Raw genomic sequence first — 12,792 nt, forward strand, 5'->3', positions numbered from 1 at the left:
TCTCAGTCGGAGTCGGCGGGGAGGGGGATGATCGTCGGAGGGGGTGCCGTTCACACGTTAATTGTACGCACGCTGCGGGGTCCGCTAGGCGGGATTCGCACCGTGGTCGTGGGCTGAGAGATCGGCAGGGGGCAGATATCTGATGAGCCGGTCCTGGTCGACCTCGAGGTCCTTGCGGTCCCAGTGGGCGAGGTCGGCGGCGCGTGCGTAGACCTCGTCGAGGAAGGTGAGCAGCGTCGCCTCGGGGTCAGCGGCGGTGCGGACATCGGCGTAGGGCAGGAGGTACTCCCCCAGCGTCGAATCGTATCCGCCGGCGGTGAGGGTGCCGTCGTAGTAGCCTTCGGGTGCCGGATAGGCGTAGGCATAGAACGATCCCTCGTCGCTGCCGCCGGCCCAGAATCCCACGGCGACGTTCTCCCGGTCTTCGGCTTCGGCCATCACCCAGGGTGGGCAGTTCGGGGGTGCGGCGTGGCTCGGCGGTGCCGTCCGTCCCGAGTACCGGGTCGCCGAGAGGTCCATCGAGCCCCAGAAGAGCTGGACGGGACTGGCTTTTCCGGCGAACCCGGCCCGCCAGTAGGCGAAGACCTTCTCGATCCGCTGCAGCTGCCGCCACCACAGGCGCGCGGACTCAGGGTCGTAGGTGCGGGGGCGGGTGTCCTCGGCGAAGGGAGTCGCGTGCGGCAGTTCGTTCGGCCAGGCCCACACCGTGCAGGGCACGCCGAGCTTGAGCAGTGCGGCCATGACCGCATGGTAGAAGTCGGCGACCGACTGCGAGGTCAGAGGGACTGTCTCGGTATCGCCGGTGCTCGCCCGGAGGACGAAGACACTGTCGATGAAGTCGAATTCGGCGTCGAAGGTGCGCTCGCTCTGGTGCATGAGGATCTGGGTGCGCAGTCCGCGGGCGCTGACGTCGAAGGTGACGTTCCACCAGTGGTTGATGAGCGTGGTGGAGACGAGTTCGATCTTCCCGACGATCTGCAGCCACTGGTGGAGGCACTCGCGTGTCTCCGTCCAGTCGTCGACGCGCAATGCGGGCCATGCTGATGATGCCATCGCTCACCTGATCTCTTCGTGTGCCATGCCATCGTCGGCACGGGGAGGTGCGATCAACTTAGAAGGTGCGTGACGGAGGCGTCAACCCTGCGGGCGCGACGCGACCTGAGGTGCCATGGTGAGTCCCAGGTGGCCGGGTTCGACGGATCGTGCCCGGTCCGCGACGGCGACGCTGATGAGCTCTCGGCAGGCGAGGACGTCGACGCCGGCGCGGATGTCGGCGAGCACGCGGTCGCGGGTCGTCGGAGGCGTGCCCGCCACGGCTCGTTCGAGGCGCTCCAGCGGTGTTGGGTGACCGGTGCGACGTGCCCGGGCAGAGGCGAACCAGGTAATGAGGCCGATGGCGAGTCCGCTGATGACGCCGAGGATGCCGATCCATCCGTGGATGGGTGACCCGGTCGCAGCCGCTGCAGCGATCGCGATGAGAGCGAGGACTGCCGGGACGAGGTAGAGCACCGCGACGATGGATGACCCCTCGCCGAAGTCAGGCCGGGAGGCGCTGCGCACCAGATCGACGAGCGCGAGTGCTGCCGCCGCGGCGAAGCAGAGGCCACCCCATCTGAGGTCGACGACGTCGCCGTCGCCGCGCAGCAGGGGCCCGGCGATGAGGGCGAGACCGAAGATGTGGAGGACGATACCGCCGACGAAGGCGGCGATGATCCAGATGCCGTTGAGGACGGTCAGGAGGGTCGGACGACCGGGAGGAGCCATCGCATGAAGTGTGGTCGGAGGCGCCACCTGCGCCAAGGCGAGGGGGACGCGTTTCGTTCCGGCCCAGGCCAGGCCTTCGAGCCTCCACCAATCGCGCGGCTCCCAGGTCGGTGCGGCTTCGGCCAGAGCGACGACCGCGGCCCGACGATCAGACGGATTCGCGGCTCGCTGTCTGGACATGGTGCTCATTCAATCACGGCTGGGCTCACCGGCATGGCGCGGGGAGCTGACGACTGTCGAAAGCTCTGGGAGGAGTGGGCGACCAGGTCGAGCGTGTGGTCTGCGTGGTGGGCCCAGAGGGACTCGAACCCCCGACCCTCTCGGTGTAAGCGAGATGCTCTAGCCAACTGAGCTATAGGCCCCGAACGTGCGAGTTCAGTATGCCATACGCGGCAGAGGCCTCCGAATCCTCCGTGGGCAGCCGCACAAGCCGGGACGTCGCGCCCTCACCGACAGAGTCCCCGACCCCGCGGTCAGGCCGGGGTGCGCAGAAGACCTGCCGCCACCTCGGCGAAGCGCTCCCCTGCCGTCTCATCGGCCACCTCGAAGAGGGCCCGGTTCTGCTCGATCGCGACCGCACCGAGGGCGTGAGCCATCACCCCCGCCGAGGCGGTCGCCCCCAACCGGTCCGGGCTCAGTGCCGCCGGGGTGACGTCCTCGGGGGCGAGTGAATATCCGAGCATGACGATCTCGGCGCCGTCGCGGAACCGCAGGAGCACATCGCGCAGCGCGAGAGTGGCGACGAGTGGATCGGCGCTCGCCGGGCACCGGGCGTCGACCTCGGCGCAGATCTGCTTGGCAATGAGGACGAGCAGGTCCTGCTTGTTCTTCACATGCCAGTAGAGCGCGGACGGCTGGACATCGAGCTCACGGGCGAGCCGCCGCATCGACAGATCGCCCAATCCGTAGCGCGAGAGCACGTCGAGTGCGGTCGTCGTGATGCTCTCAGCACTGAGCGGCAATGAGACGTTCCTTTCATTTTTCGTTCCGGGGCGCACTCGATTTCTCAGAATGCGTTCCCCTCGCTATAGTAGTTGCTGGTCACGGGATATGGCGCAGGTTGGTAGCGCGCCTCGTTCGGGACGAGGAGGTCGTGGGTTCAAATCCCGCTATCCCGACCAGTGAGATCTCGGGTCATCGCAGTGCGACGGCCCGAGATTTTTTCATCTCTGCCCCGCTCTCACCAGCATCGTCGAGCTTCGACCGATCCCGGCGGGGCGAACGGAAGGACCTGCCATGACCGAGACCCCTCGCCGCGTCGCCGACTCCACCGACTTCGCCCGAGTGCCGCCGGCATCCGGCTCGGCCTGGAGGCTCGACTCACCCGCCCGCGACCTCGATGCCAACATCATCGCCCTCACTCCCGGCGACACCATCGACCGGCACAACGGCCCGGCCCTCGATGTCCTCATCCACGTCATCTCCGGCTCCGGAGTGCTGGCAACCGACGACGAGGACATCGCCCTCTCCCCCGGAGCCATCGTCTGGCTCCCGCGCCGCACGCCCCGAGCCTTCACCGCCTGCGAGCACGGACTGAGCTACCTCTCGGTCCACCAGCGCAAACCCGGGCTGAGCATCGGCATCGCCCCGCCCCAGTGAGCTGAGCCCACTTCAGTGAGCTGAGCCTGCCTCAGTGAGCTGCGCCAGGTTCGGGATCGTCCTCCCGCGCGAAGGCGATGGCGATGAGCCTGCGCAGGACACCCTCGTCGATGTCCTCGAGCTTCCTCACGTACACGCATCCTGCGCCCTCGGTGTACTTCCCCAACCGAGGCAGCAGCGCGGCCCCTTCGGGCAGGTCCTTGAGCCCGTAGAGGGAGAGCTGCGCCTTCCGCGGTGAGAACGCCGTCTTCGGCCACACCCCGTGATTGCGCGGATTCACCGGCGATCGGTAATGGTATTCGCCGTACCCGACCATCGACGGACCCCACATCACCGGGTCGACCCCGGTCACCTCGGTGAAGATCTCCGCCAGGCGCTTGCCGTCCTCGCGTCGCTTCGCGGGGGTCGCCGCGTCGATGAACGCCCCGACATCGGCGTCGGTGGGCTTCGTCTTCTGTTCGGCCATGCCCCGATTATCGCCGAGGCGGCCCCTCCTGTCAGCCGATGCGCGGTTCACGCCTTCGCGAACATGTTCTCGATGAGGTCGAGGAGCGCCCGCGACTCGTCGTAGTCGGCACGCAGCGCCCAGTACGGCAGGTCGTAGACCTGGCCCGTCTCGAACGCGGGCACCCGGTCGTACGGGGCGCGGTCCTCGAGCGCCGCAACGGTCATCTTCGGGCTGTTGAACCCGACGACGAAGACGGTGTCCGCATCGAGGACGTCGGGCAGCGTCTCGAGTGAGGGGCCGAACATGTCGCCGCCGGCGACATAGGGGTCGATGTCGTTGCGCTCGAACAAGGGGGCGGTCGTGAAGCCGAGCGGTGCGAGCTCGGCCGACAGGCTCTTGCCCTCAATGAGGATGTATGGGCTCTCCGGCTTGTCGAGGGTGAGGAACGAGACCTCCCCTGCGGGCACCTCGATGCTCTCCCTCACCTCGGCGACCCCCTTCTCATAATCGCGGACGAAGCCGTCGTAGTCATCCTGCCTGCCGAGGACGTCACCGGCGATGAACGCGAACTGATCCTGCCACGTCTGCCTGTCCCCGGACACGATCACCGTCGGCGCGATCTCCTGCAGACGGTCGTACGAATCCGCGGCATGCTTGCCCGGGAAGCCGAGCCCGCCGGCGATGATGAGATCGGGGTCGGAGGCGATGACCGCCTCGAGATCGAATCCGTCGTTGCTCCACGGCAGGAACTCCGTTCCCTGAGCCTCTGCCTTCTCATCCCAGAACTCCGAGTACTCTCCGTCGGTGTTTGTCACCTCCGGGGTCGTCGCGACGACCGGCTCGTCGATGTCGTAGAGGTAGCCGGCGAGGGCGTAGTTGAGCACGACGATCCGCTGCGGATCGACGGGGACTTCGACCGGACCCTCGGCGGTCGTCACCGTGCGCGTCTGCGCCGGCCCCGCGTCCGCACTCGAGCCCGACGACCCGCAGGAGCTGAGAAGGACAAGGGCACCGGTGAGAGCGGCAGCGGTGATTCCGCGGCGAAGGGACGAACGGGACAGTGGAGACATGCGAGACCTCTGCGGACGGCTACGATTGGGAACATAGCCAAGGCTAACCAAACCTGACGTCCCGACTTCGACAAAGGCGACATGACTCCGCGACCAGCCCGACAGACTCTGCTCCGCCCTGCGACCCCGGCCCGTCCGCTGTCGGGTCCGGTGACGTTCGTCGGCCACGATCGTCATGCCCACGACCATCCCCTCCTCGTCCACGTCGTCAGCGGGCCGGTCGACATCGCCGTCCATCGCCGAGGTGGTGCGCCGCCCGAGACGATCTCCGTCGGGTCCGGCGCCGGCCTGTGGCTGCGCGCGCACGTCGACCATGCGGTGACGGTCCGCCGGGAGAGCATTCTCATCGGCCCCCGAGTGACCCTCGACCCTCCCGGGGGCGCCCTCGAGGTGCGGACCTCCCCTGAGATCCACGAGCTGGCCCTGCTCATCCTCGCGACGTCCCCGCGCACGGAGGCCGAGAAGCACCGGTTCCGCACCGCACTCGACGCCCGCCTCGGCGAACTCATCGTCGACGCCTTCCCCATCCCCTCATCCTCGGACCCCTTGATCACCGCGATCGTCACCGACCCGCTCGCCCTGCACCTGCCCCTGGCCGATCTCGCCCGGGCGAAGGCGGTGAGCCCCCGGCATCTCGAGCGCCGGTTCCGCGCCGATCTCGGGATGAGCTATGTCGGCTGGCGCACCCGGGCCCGGCTCAACACGGCTATGCGCCATCTGCGGGCGGGCGCCTCGCACCGGACGTCGGCTCGCGCCGTGGGATATGAGAGCGCCGACGGACTCATCAAGGCAGCCGGTCGGTGCACAGGATTGCCGCGGACCGTCCTCGCCAAGGGCCTCGCCGAGGCGATCGACGCCTGGCGGGTCTCCGGTGCCCACCTTCAGCCCTCAGGCAGCCATTGCGTACCATCCTCGACCCGGTAGATCAGGTTCGTGCGCGTGTGTGCGACCGCCGGGTACCGGGTGAGGTAGTCGAGGACGAAGGACTGCACGGCCTCGGTGTCGGGGGCGACGATGTGGAGGAGATAGTCATCGGCCCCGGCCATGTGGTACATCCGCACGACCCCGGGGAACTTCGGCGCCGCCGCGGTGAAGGCGTCGATCTCTGCGCGATCGTGCTGGGCGAGCCGGATCGAGATGAGTGCCTGGAGCGGAATGCCGAGCGCCGAGGTGTCGATGTCGACGCTGAAACCGCGGATGACTCCCGAGGAGCGCAGGCGCTTGAGGCGCAGCGACACCGTCGACTCGGAGATCCCCACCTCGGCGGCCAGCGCCGAGCCCGAGGCCCGCGCATTCCTCCGCAGCGCGCGGAGGAGACGGAGATCGACATCATCGAGTTCGACTTTCTGCGACATGCCTCACAGTCTCCCACACCTCGGTGGAGCTTCTGTGATGAGAAACGTGTTCTTCGCAGATTCGTGAGGATCCATTGCGGTTGACCGCAGAGATGACTTGAATGCTGGCATGACCTCACTCCACCCCGAATCCCACCTCCACCCCGAGACACTCATGGTCCACGGCGGCATGGACGGCCTCACCGACGCCGGCGTCCACGTCCCCGCGATCGACCTCTCGACGACGAACCCTGTCGGCGACATCGACACCGGAGGCGAGTCCTACGAATGGCTCGCCACCGGTCATCCGCTGCGCGACGGCGACTCCGCTGTCTACCAGCGCCTGTGGCAGCCCGGCGTCGCCCGCTTCGAATCCGCGCTCGCCGACCTCGAACAGGCCGAGGAGGCCGTCGCCTTCGCCACGGGCATGGCGGCGCTCACTGCGACCCTGCTCGCCGCCGTGAGCGCAGGCACCCCGCACATCGTCGCCGTCCGCCCCCTCTACGGCGGCAGCGACCACCTGCTTGACTCGGGCCTGCTCGGCACCACCGTGACGTGGACGACCCAGGACGCCATCGCCGAGGCGATCCAGGCGGACACCGGTCTCGTCATCGTCGAGACCCCGGCCAATCCGAGCCTCGACCTCGTCGACCTCGACGCCGTCGTCGCGCAAGCCGGATCCGTGCCCGTCCTCGTCGACAACACGTTCTCCACCCCGGTCCTCCAGCGCCCGATCCGCCACGGTGCCGTCCTCGTCCTCCACAGTGCGACGAAGTACATCGGCGGCCACGGCGATGCGATGGGCGGGATCATCGCGACGAACTCCGAGTGGGCGATGCGCCTGCGCCAGGTCCGCGCGATCACCGGCGCACTCCTCCACCCGATGGGCGCCTACCTCCTCCACCGCGGTCTGCGCACTCTCGGGGTGCGGATGCGCGCCGCTCAGGCCACGGCAGCTCAGCTCGCCGAGCGCCTGAGCGCCCACCCGGCGATCGCCGCCGTCCACTACCCGGGACTCGAGGGGCAGGATCCCCACGGCCTCCTCGGCCGGCAGATGGCAGGCCCGGGCGCGATGATCGCCCTCGAGGTCGCCGGCGGCTTCGAGGCGGCCCGCGCATTCGTCGAGGCCTGCGACCTCGTCGTCCACGCCGTCTCCCTCGGCGGCGCCGACACCCTCATCCAGCACCCGGCATCGCTCACCCACCGCCCGGTCACCGCCGATGCGAAGCCCGGCGACGGACTCGTCCGCCTCTCGGTCGGCCTCGAGCACATCGACGATCTCGCCGAGGACCTCTTCTCCGCCCTCGACTCCGTCCGCGCCGCTGCCTGAGTCTCTGCCACCTGAGGCTCTGCAGCCTGAGGCTCTGCCGCCGGTCCGGCATCGACCGCGAACCCGTCCCGCACTGTTGACATTGACGCGACGTCAACTTCTAGGCTGGTCGACATGGACTGGTCCATACAGGAAACAGCGCGGCTGACGGGGACGACGAGTCGAACCCTGCGTCACTACGACGCGATCGGCCTCCTGCCTCCGTCATCGCGGACGGCGAACGGCAACCGGCACTACGACGAGGCGAGCCTCGTCCGCCTCCAGAGGATCCTGCTGCTGCGGGACCTCGGACTGCCGCTGCCCCGGATCGCCGAGGTGCTCGAGAGCACCGCGGACCCGATCGCCGCCCTCGATGAACATGTGCGCTCGCTCGGACGCGAGCGAGCGCGCCTGACGAGGCAGATCCGAGCCGTCACCGCGACGATCGAGAGAATGAAGGCAGGTGAGCCTCTCATGGCAGAGGAGATGTTCGATGGCTTCGACCATCGGAAGTACGAAGACGAGGTCCGGCAGACGTGGGGAGACCGCGCCTATGAGACCTCGGAGGAATGGTGGACGGGCATGACCGCGAGCGAGCGGGCCGACTGGCAGGCCCGGGTCCGTGACCTTTCCGCCGACTGGGCCCAGGCCGCCGAGGCGGGGGTGGCCCCGGACTCGCCCGAGGCCAGGGATCTCTCCCGCCGCCACATTCAGTGGCTGTCCTCGGTGCCGGGCACTCCGGCAGCGGATCCCGACGGTGACACAGACGGTTACGTTCGCGGACTTGCGGACATGTACGTCGCCGACCCGCGGTTCGCCGCCGCGTACGGCGGGCAGCGGGGCGCCGAGTTCGTCCGCGACGCGCTCGTGTCCTACCTCGACGCGAGCTGACGCAGATCAGGACTGCTGGGCCAGGGCCTGCCGGATCTTCTCGGCGGGTCCTGCCAGCATCTCCGCGTCCTGCATCGGGGCGCGGTCGGAGATGTCGAAGTCGGCCATCGAGGTCGTCGGCCACACGTGGATGTGGACGTGCGGGACTTCGTAGCCGACGATCATCAGACCGATTCGCTCGCAGTCGAAGGCCTCCTTCTGCGCCCGACCGATCCGGCGGGCGACGTTCATGAGGTGGTCGAGGAGGCCCTCGTCGAGGTCGGTCCATTGCGAGATCTCGGCACGCGGGACGACCATGGTGTGGCCGTCGGTGAGCGGGGAGACGTCGAGGAAGGCCACACATTCGTCGTCCTCGTAGACGAAGGTGCCAGGGATCTCGCCGTTGATGATCTTCGTGAAGATGGTGGCCATGGTGCGGTCCTCCTCAGGCGTTGGCGGCGGCGGTGCGGGCCTCGATCGCGAAGTCACGGGTCTCCGTGCGTGCGACCTGTCGGCCACTGACGATCGTACCGTCTGCTGTGATGACGAACACACCGCGTTCGGCCACGCCGTGCTCCTCGTCGAAGACCCCGTAGGCACGGGCGACCTCGCCGTGGGGCCAGAAGTCCGAGCCGATCGGCAGGGAGACCCCGCGTTCGGCGCCCCAGGCCGCAAGCGTGTACTTCGCATCGGCGGTCACCGCGATGACGGTGAGCGGGACACCCCCGGCGTCCGCATCGTCCTGGATCTCCTGGAGGGCTCGGATCTCGTCCCCGCACACCGGTGAGAAGGCGTAGGGCAGGAACGCGAGGATGACCGGGCCGCGGCGGGCCGCCTCGGCGAGGTGGAGGTCCCGTCCGAACTGATCGGACAGGGAGAAGTCGGGGGCCGCATCGCCGGGCCCCAGGATCATGAGTAGTTCTTCTTGCCGACGAGGCGGAAGCCCGCCCAGTCCTCGGCCGCGCTCACGGTCGAGGTCACGTGCATGCCCGCAGTCGGTGCGGCCTCGGAGATCTCGGCGGGGGTGATGTGTCCGGGCCGGCTCGCCTTCGGCGTGAGCAGCCAGACGACGCCGCCGTCCTTGAGGGTGACCTGCGCATCGACGAGGCCGTCGATGAGGTCGTCGTCGTCGGCCCTCCACCACATGAGGATGACGTCGAACACGTCGTCGACGTCCCCGTCCGCGATCTTCTCTCCGATGATGGTCTCGATCGCCTGGCACAGCTGCAGATCGACGTCGTCGTCGTAGCCGATCTCCTGCACGTAGTCCCCTGACTCGAGACCGAGATTCTGTCCCAGTTCGGTCGCCAGGGTCGAAGTGGACGATGTCCTTTCAGAAGCGGAGTTGCTCATGCTCTCATTGTTCCGCCCCAGTGGCCGGGGCGCAAATGTCGGCGCGCCCCTGAACCTGCCGAACGTCGGTCTCGCGAGCCCCGAGGCGAGGCCCCCGGGTCCGTCAGAGAGATCACAAGCGGACGGATGAGCGAAGAAAGCCTGCGCGTACTACGCTGATGAGTGAATCCGGTGGACCCTGGGACCGATCCGATCCGATCCGATCCCCACTCCTCCGGGCAGAACGCGGCCTGACCACCTGTGCAGGTCGTGGAGCGAAGAGAGGACCACACCGTGGACAATCGGAATCAGGGCGGACCGATACTCAACGGCCTGCCCAGCCAGGTGCCCGACATCGATCCGGAGGAGACAGAGGAGTGGTTGGCCTCTCTCGACTCCCTCATCGACGAAGGCGGGCGCACCCGTGCACGCTATGTCATGCTGCGGATGCTCGAACGCTCCCGGCAGAAGCAGATCGGGGTGCCCAGCCTCACGGCCACCGACTACGTCAACACGATCGGGCCGGAGAACGAGCCCTGGTTCCCCGGCGACGAAGAGGTCGAACGCCGCTACCGTCGGTGGAACCGCTGGAACGCGGCGATGGTCGTCCACCGTGCACAGCGGCCCGGCATCGAGGTCGGCGGACACATCTCGACCTACGCCTCCTCCGCCACCCTCTACGAGGTCGGCCTCAACCACTTCTTCCGCGGCAAGGACCATCCCGGCGGCGGCGACCACATCTTCTACCAGGGCCACGCCTCCCCCGGCATGTACGCCCGTGCCTTCCTCGAGGGCCGGATGAGCGCCGAGGAGCTCGACGGGTTCCGCCAGCAGCAGTCCCACCTCATCGACGGCAAGCCCGCCGGTCTGCCCTCGTACCCGCACCCGCGCCAGCTCGAGCACTTCTGGGAGCACCCGACGGTCTCGATGGGGCTCGGCCCGATGAACGCGATCGCGCAGGCTCAGTTCGACAAGTACCTCCACAACCGGGGCATCAAGGACACTTCGCAGCAGCAGACGTGGGCCTTCCTCGGCGACGGTGAGCTCGACGAGCCCGAGAGCCGCGGCATGCTCCACGTCGCCGCCTACGAGGAGCTCGACAACCTCAACTTCGTCATCAACTGCAACCTGCAGCGCCTCGATGGACCGGTCCGCGGCAACGGCAAGATCATCCAGGAGCTCGAAGCCTACTTCCGCGGCGCCGGATGGAACGTCATCAAGGTCGTGTGGGGCCGCGAATGGGACGCCCTGCTCGCCAAGGACCGCGACGGAGCCCTCGTCAACCTCATGAACGAGACCCCCGACGGCGACTACCAGACGTACAAGGGCGAGTCGGGCGGCTTCGTCCGCGACAACTTCTTCGGCCGTGACCCGCGGACGAAGGCGATGGTCGAGGACTACACGGACGAGCAGATCTGGCAGCTCAAGCGCGGCGGCCACGACTACCGCAAGGTCTACGCGGCCTACAAGGCGGCGTTCGAGCACACCGGTCAGCCGACCGTCATCCTCGTCAAGACCGTCAAGGGCTACTCGCTCGGGCCCCACTTCGAGGCGCGCAACGCCACGCACCAGATGAAGAAGATGACGATCGACGACCTCAAGCTCGCCCGTGATCACTTCCAGATCCCGATCTCGGACAAGGAGCTCGAGGAGAACCCGAAGCTGCCGCCGTACTACCACCCGGGACCCGACGCCCCGGAGATCAAGTACCTCCAGCAGCGTCGCGCCGACCTCGGCGGGTACTCCCCCGAACGTCGCAGCACCTACGTCGATCTCGCCCTGCCCGGGGACAAGACCTACGAGGCCGGACGCCGTGGATCGGGCAAGCAGACGATCGCGACGACGATGGGCTTCGTCCGTGTCCTCAAGGACCTCATGCGCGACAAGGAGTTCGGCAAGCGCATCGTGCCGATCATCCCCGACGAAGCCCGCACCTTCGGCATGGACTCGTTCTTCCCGACCGCGAAGATCTACAACCCGCACGGGCAGAACTACATCTCCGTCGACCGTGACCTCTTCCTCGCCTACAAGGAGGCGATGGACGGACAGCTCCTCCACGTCGGCATCAACGAGGCCGGCGCCACGGCGGCGCTGACGGCGGTGGGAACGTCGTACGCCACGCACGGCGAACCGATGATCCCGTTCTACATCTTCTACTCGATGTTCGGCTTCCAGCGCACCGGCGACTTCTTCTGGGCCGCCGGCGACCAGATGGCCCGCGGCTTCGTCCTCGGCGCCACCGCCGGTCGCACGACGCTCGTGGCCGAGGGACTCCAGCACGGTGACGGACACTCGCATCTGCTCTCGTCGACGTATCCCTCGGTGATCTCCTACGACCCGGCCTACGTCTACGAGATCTCCCACATCGTCAAGGACGGCCTCCAGCGCATGTACGGCTCCGACGACGGTCGCGACCCCAACGTGCTCTACTACCTGACGATGTACAACGAGCCGATGGTCCAGCCGGCCGAACCCGAGGACCTCGACGTCGACGGCCTGCTCAAGGGCATGTACCTGCTCAAGAAGGGCCCGGACAACGGCGGGCCGAAGGTCCAGCTCATGGCCTCGGGCGTCGGTGTGCCGTGGGCACTCGAGGCCCAGGAGCTCCTCGATGCCGATTGGGGCGTCTCAGCCGATGTGTGGTCGGTGACCTCGTGGACCGAGCTGCGCCGCGACGGCCTCGCCGCCGATGACGAGCGTCTGCTCGACCCCGAGGCCGAACCGCGCATCCCGTACGTCACGGAGAAGCTCCTCGACGCCGACGGCCCCGTCGTCGCGACCTCGGACTTCATGCGTGCGGTGCCCGACCAGATCCGCCAGTACGTGCCCAACCACTTCACGTCGCTGGGCACCGACGGCTACGCGATCTCGGACACCCGTCCCGCGGCTCGTCGCTACTACCTCGTCGACGGTCCCTCGATGGCCACCCAGGCGCTCATCTCGCTCGCGGACACCGGGGTGATCCCGATCGAGAAGGCCGCCGAGGCGGCGAAGAAGTACCAGCTCGACGATCCGCGTGCCGGATCCACCGGTTCCACGGAGGGCGCCGGCGCCTGATCATCAGCT

14 protein-coding genes and 2 tRNA genes are annotated in these 12,792 nt (G+C 67.8%); 6 read left to right on the forward strand and 10 right to left on the reverse strand.

Annotation, left to right across the window (positions count from 1 at the left end):
- Positions 1-84: 84 nt before the first annotated feature.
- From EZE58_RS16675 to EZE58_RS16690, 4 genes are all read right to left on the reverse strand, one after another.
- Positions 85-1,053 carry a DUF5996 family protein gene (locus tag EZE58_RS16675; RefSeq protein ID WP_040341006.1) on the reverse strand — a complete coding sequence of 323 codons (969 nt, stop codon included), beginning with the start codon at positions 1,051-1,053 and terminating at the stop codon, positions 85-87.
- A gap of 81 nt (positions 1,054-1,134) precedes the next feature.
- Positions 1,135-1,764, reverse strand: a complete 630-nt coding sequence (locus EZE58_RS16680; RefSeq protein ID WP_040341004.1) for a hypothetical protein — start codon at positions 1,762-1,764, stop codon at positions 1,135-1,137.
- A 285-nt stretch (positions 1,765-2,049) separates the two neighbouring features.
- Positions 2,050-2,126, reverse strand: a tRNA-Val gene (locus EZE58_RS16685).
- A 111-nt stretch (positions 2,127-2,237) separates the two neighbouring features.
- The gene (locus tag EZE58_RS16690; protein ID WP_009375646.1) at positions 2,238-2,726 is read right to left on the reverse strand and encodes a TetR family transcriptional regulator; all 489 of its coding nucleotides are present in this window, start codon (positions 2,724-2,726) and stop codon (positions 2,238-2,240) included.
- 82 nt (positions 2,727-2,808) lie between these two features.
- Here EZE58_RS16690 and EZE58_RS16695 point away from each other — a divergent pair.
- Together EZE58_RS16695 and EZE58_RS16700 are read left to right on the forward strand one after the other, a co-directional pair.
- A tRNA-Pro gene (locus tag EZE58_RS16695) sits at positions 2,809-2,885 on the forward strand.
- A 115-nt stretch (positions 2,886-3,000) separates the two neighbouring features.
- Positions 3,001-3,363, forward strand: coding sequence for a cupin domain-containing protein (locus tag EZE58_RS16700; RefSeq protein ID WP_009375645.1), 363 nt, complete (start codon positions 3,001-3,003; stop codon positions 3,361-3,363).
- A 31-nt stretch (positions 3,364-3,394) separates the two neighbouring features.
- On the opposite strand, the gene EZE58_RS16705 is transcribed toward EZE58_RS16700, so the two are convergent.
- Entirely contained in the window at positions 3,395-3,829 is a 435-nt protein-coding gene (locus EZE58_RS16705) for a DUF1801 domain-containing protein (RefSeq protein WP_009375644.1), read from the reverse strand.
- 47 nt (positions 3,830-3,876) lie between these two features.
- Entirely contained in the window at positions 3,877-4,881 is a 1,005-nt protein-coding gene (locus EZE58_RS16710; RefSeq protein WP_040341002.1) for an ABC transporter substrate-binding protein, read from the reverse strand.
- Positions 4,882-4,962: 81 nt separating this feature from the next.
- Here EZE58_RS16710 and EZE58_RS16715 point away from each other — a divergent pair, with 81 nt between their 5' ends.
- The gene (locus tag EZE58_RS16715) at positions 4,963-5,805 is read left to right on the forward strand and encodes a helix-turn-helix domain-containing protein (RefSeq protein WP_100227349.1); all 843 of its coding nucleotides are present in this window, start codon (positions 4,963-4,965) and stop codon (positions 5,803-5,805) included.
- On the opposite strand, the gene EZE58_RS16720 is transcribed toward EZE58_RS16715, so the two are convergent.
- Positions 5,763-6,236, reverse strand: a complete 474-nt coding sequence (locus tag EZE58_RS16720) for an Lrp/AsnC family transcriptional regulator (RefSeq protein ID WP_009375635.1) — start codon at positions 6,234-6,236, stop codon at positions 5,763-5,765. The genes EZE58_RS16715 and EZE58_RS16720 overlap by 43 nt on opposite strands.
- 154 nt (positions 6,237-6,390) lie before the next feature.
- On the opposite strand from EZE58_RS16720, the gene EZE58_RS16725 reads away from it, so the two are divergent.
- Both EZE58_RS16725 and EZE58_RS16730 read left to right on the forward strand, forming a co-directional pair.
- Positions 6,391-7,545, forward strand: a complete 1,155-nt coding sequence (locus EZE58_RS16725; protein WP_227007072.1) for a PLP-dependent transferase — start codon at positions 6,391-6,393, stop codon at positions 7,543-7,545.
- Between the two features lie 114 nt (positions 7,546-7,659).
- Complete coding sequence (locus tag EZE58_RS16730; RefSeq protein ID WP_009375630.1) at positions 7,660-8,415, forward strand: MerR family transcriptional regulator; 756 nt, start codon at positions 7,660-7,662, stop codon at positions 8,413-8,415.
- Positions 8,416-8,421: 6 nt separating this feature from the next.
- Here the strand turns inward: EZE58_RS16730 and EZE58_RS16735 are convergent, their stop codons facing one another.
- From EZE58_RS16735 to EZE58_RS16745, 3 genes are read right to left on the reverse strand one after another with little or no spacing between them, the layout of a single operon-like run.
- A complete protein-coding gene (locus EZE58_RS16735) occupies positions 8,422-8,826 on the reverse strand; it encodes an HIT family protein (RefSeq protein ID WP_009375628.1) in 405 nt (134 codons plus the stop codon).
- A 13-nt stretch (positions 8,827-8,839) separates the two neighbouring features.
- Positions 8,840-9,307 (reverse strand): redoxin domain-containing protein, encoded by a 468-nt coding sequence (locus tag EZE58_RS16740; protein ID WP_009375626.1) that lies wholly within the window; start codon positions 9,305-9,307, stop codon positions 8,840-8,842.
- Positions 9,304-9,747 (reverse strand): DUF3052 domain-containing protein, encoded by a 444-nt coding sequence (locus EZE58_RS16745; RefSeq protein ID WP_009375624.1) that lies wholly within the window; start codon positions 9,745-9,747, stop codon positions 9,304-9,306. Before EZE58_RS16745 ends, EZE58_RS16740 begins: the two co-directional genes overlap by 4 nt.
- Positions 9,748-10,020: 273 nt before the next feature.
- Here EZE58_RS16745 and aceE point away from each other — a divergent pair, with 273 nt between their 5' ends.
- The gene (gene aceE / locus EZE58_RS16750; RefSeq protein ID WP_009375622.1) at positions 10,021-12,783 is read left to right on the forward strand and encodes a pyruvate dehydrogenase (acetyl-transferring), homodimeric type; all 2,763 of its coding nucleotides are present in this window, start codon (positions 10,021-10,023) and stop codon (positions 12,781-12,783) included.
- Positions 12,784-12,792 lie beyond the last annotated feature (9 nt).

This window comes from Brevibacterium sp. LS14, assembly GCF_012027885.1.
GTDB lineage: Bacteria > Actinomycetota > Actinomycetes > Actinomycetales > Brevibacteriaceae > Brevibacterium > Brevibacterium casei.